General features: G+C 63.4%; 3 protein-coding genes and 1 pseudogene. 1 reads left to right on the top strand and 3 read right to left on the bottom strand.

What is annotated here, in order from left to right; all coding sequences use genetic code 11:
• Positions 1 to 237, top strand: a pseudogene (locus tag AB5164_RS10025) (L-lactate dehydrogenase); the annotation flags it as partial.
• Positions 238 to 370: 133 nt separating this feature from the next.
• On the opposite strand, the gene AB5164_RS10030 reads toward AB5164_RS10025, so the two are convergent.
• From AB5164_RS10030 to AB5164_RS10040, 3 genes are all read right to left on the bottom strand, one after another.
• Complete coding sequence (locus AB5164_RS10030; RefSeq protein WP_368142231.1) at positions 371 to 1,339, bottom strand: SIS domain-containing protein; 969 nt, start codon at positions 1,337 to 1,339, stop codon at positions 371 to 373.
• 144 nt (positions 1,340 to 1,483) lie between these two features.
• A complete protein-coding gene (locus tag AB5164_RS10035) occupies positions 1,484 to 2,239 on the bottom strand; it encodes a GntR family transcriptional regulator (RefSeq protein WP_368142232.1) in 756 nt (251 codons plus the stop codon).
• Positions 2,240 to 2,241: 2 nt separating this feature from the next.
• Positions 2,242 to 3,315: HRDC domain-containing protein (locus AB5164_RS10040; protein ID WP_368148076.1), on the bottom strand; the 1,074-nt coding region annotated here is incomplete at its 5' end.

Consider the following 3,315-nt stretch of genomic DNA (forward strand, 5'->3'; position numbering starts at 1 on the left):
GTGCTGCACAACGAGCACGCCGTGCTTTCGGCATCCACGCTCATGACCGGCCAGTATGGCGAGGAGGGTATCTTTACCTCCCTGCCGTGCGTGATCGGCGCCGAGGGCGTCGAGGAGGTCTACACGCTCGACCTGTCCGAGCACGAGCTCGAGGGCTTCCACAAGAGCTGCCAGCACATCCGCGACAACATCGCCCAGCTCGACTGGTGGGACGCCGAGGCCTACGACGCCAAGTAAGCGTCGGTTGCCGCGACACCTCGCTCATACGGACGCCATGCAAAGCGGGCCGCGCCGGAAACCCACCAGCGCGGCCCGCTTTTTGACTCACACGGCACGCTTGCGAATCGAAGGTGAATGCTTTTCCCGTTACTTAGTACTGCTCGATGCCCATGTAGCGACGAACCTCGGGGCTGTGGTCGAACACCTTACCGCGGACGGCGCGCAGCTCGCAGCTCATGTTGTAGAAGAAGATCGGTTCCAGGTACGAACGCACGCTGGCAGGCACGTCGCCCACGCCGTACTCGAGCGCGTCGAGCACCATGACCGTATCGGTGTGCGTGTTGAGGAACGCCAGCGCGCGCTCCTCCATGGGGCGGCACTCGCCCGATCCGAGCTGCACAAAGTAGAACACGCCGGGCTCGGTGGCCTCAAACGGGCCGTGGAAATACTCGCCGGAGTGGATATAGCAGCAGTGCTGCCACTGCATCTCCATGAGCGAGCAGATGGCCATGGCATAGGTCTGGCTAAAGTTGGGACCGGAACCCAGGATATAGAAGAACTTATGCTGCTGGCAGAGCTCGGCAAAGCGATCGCCCAGCTCGGCGTTGACCTTCTCGCGGGCAGCGGGCAGCAGCGCGTCCATCTGCTTAAGGCCTTCATACATGTCGGCGAGCGCCTCGTAACCCTCCTGCTGGTCGAGCAACTCGGCGGCGATCAGAGCGCCGATGCCCTGCGGCACCTCAGCCTGCGACACGCCCTCGCCCCACGGATAGACCCAGGTAGTCCACTTGCCGTTGTCGATCTTTGAGCCCCCGCAGTCGGTAAGGGCAATGACCTCAGCACCGGCGGCCAGCGCTATCTCGCAGCCGTCGACGACCTCCTGCGTGTTGCCGCTGTGGCTGCAGGCGATGACGAGCGACTTCTCGCCAAGACTCTTGGGAGCCATCAGGCAAAACTCGCGCGCCGTATAGACCGTCGAGGTAAACGTGGTGGCCTCGCGCTTGAGCAGTTCGTTAGCCGGCATGAGGTCGATCATCGAACCGCCACAGGCGATCCAAAAGACGTTCTCGACCTTGCCCTTGCGCTCGATGATTTCCTGAACCAGATCGTGTGCGTTCATGCTGATGCTCCTCCTTGTGGGGCGGCTTTGAACGACGACAGCTCGTACCTGCTGTCGTTCTATGTTGTCCTATTTATAGCACGTGCAACAACGCCTGTGAAGTCATCTCGGCAAATTTGTTCTATGTTGTTCTATCTGTGGACGTTAGATGTCGAAGACGTAGCGCGAGCCCACGATCTTTTGGCGGCCGAGCAGTAGAGGGCGCCCGCCGGCGTCGGTAAAGTAGGCCTCCATATAGAAGAGCGGCTCGCCGACCGGCACCTCCAGCAGCGGGGCCGTCTGAGCATCGGCAAGCGCAATCTCCACGGTGCAGGGGCCGGACTTGAGCGGCGCGCGACCCGAATGCTCGGCAACGAGCGCAAAGATTGAGTTATCGGTGAGGTCCTCGTCGGCCAGCGTCTGCAGGTAGGGATGGTCGGCGAGCACAAAGGCGTTGTTCTCGAGCATGACGGGGATGCCGTCGGCCGTGCGCACGCGCTCGACAACGATGAGCTCGCAGCCGGGTTCCACACCAAAAAACGCCGCGTCCTCGCGCGTCGCCGCAACCACCGTGCGCGACACCAGGCGTGCTCCGGCCACCATGTCGTTGGCAGCGCAACCCTCGGAAAAGCTCTGAACGTCACCCTTCTGGACAATCTTGCGCTTGAGCTTGGGCGCACACACAAACGTGCCCCTCCCCTGCTGGCGGTTGAGATACCCCGCGCGCGACAGCTCCTCGATGGCGCGGCGCACGGTGATGCGTCCCACGCCGTAGGACTTCGCGAGCTCCATCTCGGAAGGAATGCGCGAGCCGGATGCGTACACGCCGCGCGCGATCTCGCCCTTTAGGTCGTCCATAACCTGCTGGTACAGCGGCACGGCGGATACCTCAGTGCGCTCGGTTTTATCGTCGAATGCCATCGTTACGCTCCACCCCGTGCATGCTCGGACTCAAACTCTTCAATCGCCGCCATAAACTGCTCGCCAAAGGCTTCGGCCTTTTTCTCGCCGATGCCGTTGACCTGGATAAGCTCGTCGCGCGTCCGCGGGCGTAGGCGGCACAGACCGCGCAGAGCCTTGTCGGAGAAGACCATGTACGGTGCCATCTCCAGCTCCGTCGAGATCTCCTTGCGGAGGGCACGCAGGCGCTCGAACAGCTCGGCATCGTCGCCAACGCGCGGGCGCTGATCCAGCTCGGCCTCCTCGCGCAGCAGATCGACGGCGCGGCGGGCGCGGGCCGAGGCCTTGCGCTTGGACGCGCGACGCTTAACGGTAAAGACGAACGCCTCGTCCTCGACCTCGCCGGCACGCGGACCCAGTCCCACGACCGGGTACTGCCCCTGCGAGGTGGCCAAATAACCGCGACCGCACAGCTGGCCGATGATGTCCTTGATGCGCCCGACCGATTCGCTCGACAGCTCACCGTAGCCGCGGTCCTCGTCCAGATGCATCTGGCGAATGCGCTCGGTGTTGCCGCCGTGGAGCACGTCGGCGATCAGCGACTTGCCAAAGCGCATGGGACGCGTGGCCACATAGCGCACGGCGGCGCGGGCCATATCGGTGACGTCCTCGACCTCGAACTGCGTGAGGCAATTGCTGCAGTTGCCGCAGCCCTCGGCCTCGTCCGTGGCGGCGCCACCCGCACCAGCTGCGGTCGCATGCTCGGCTGCGGCCTCGTCGCCAAAGTAGCGCAGCATGTATTCGCGCAGACAGCCGGTGGTATTGCAGTAGCCCTCCATCTGGCTGAGCAGACGATATCGATTCTGAAGCGCCCACGCACGCTGCTCGTCGTCGAGCGCCTCGTCGGCAGCATCGCCGCGGTCGATCAAAAAGCGACGCATGCGAAAATCATTGCCGTTCCACAGCAGGTGGCAGCTGGCCGGGTCGCCATCGCGGCCGGCGCGGCCCGCCTCCTGGTAGTAGGCCTCGATGCTCTCGGGCACGTTGTTGTGGATCACGTAGCGCACGTTGGGCTTGTCGATACCCATGCCAAAGGC

The sequence above is a fragment of the Collinsella aerofaciens genome (assembly GCF_040915425.1).
Taxonomy (GTDB): domain Bacteria; phylum Actinomycetota; class Coriobacteriia; order Coriobacteriales; family Coriobacteriaceae; genus Collinsella; species Collinsella aerofaciens_BW.